The following is a 529-nucleotide window of genomic DNA, read 5'->3' on the forward strand; positions in this document are numbered from 1 at the left end:
GAGACGATCCTCGCCCGCAATCCCGCCGGCGATGCGCATCTCGTCGGCCGCACGCTCACCTATGTTGATCTCTCCCTGTTCCAGATCGTCGAGGGACTGGCCTATGCCTTTCCCAAGGCCACGAAGCGCGCCTTGACGGACGCTCCGCGCGTCGCCTCCCTGCACGCCGCCGTCGCGAGACGACCGCGCATCGAGGCCTATTGCGACAGCCCCCGGCGCATCCCTTTCAACGAGGAGGGTATTTTCCGCCGCTACCCCGAGTTGGATGCTTAAGGGCTTTTTAAGGATCGGCGGGACTGGATGGCGTCATGACCTGAGACAGGCGGCGCTCATTCGATGCGCTCGAATGGCACCATGCCTCAATTCTTCCACGCTGCCCCTCAATCTTAAGGGACAATCAGGAGCAGAGCATGAATGAGGACACCGAGGGCGTTGCGATCCGTCTCTGGCGCGACCGGGCGCAACTGCGCGAGCAGGAGCGGAACGAAGCCCAGGCCCGCCTTCGGATCGCCGAAGAGAAGATCGCGAT

Annotated in this window: 1 protein-coding gene; it reads left to right on the forward strand. The window is 63.1% G+C overall.

What is annotated here, in order from left to right; genetic code table 11:
- Positions 1-273, forward strand: a 273-nt coding sequence (locus C7G61_RS43185; protein ID WP_190242293.1) for a glutathione S-transferase C-terminal domain-containing protein, incomplete at its 5' end; no start/stop codon positions are given.
- Positions 274-529: the final 256 nt, after the last annotated feature.

Source organism: Bradyrhizobium algeriense, from assembly GCF_003062295.1.
Lineage (GTDB): Bacteria > Pseudomonadota > Alphaproteobacteria > Rhizobiales > Xanthobacteraceae > Bradyrhizobium > Bradyrhizobium algeriense.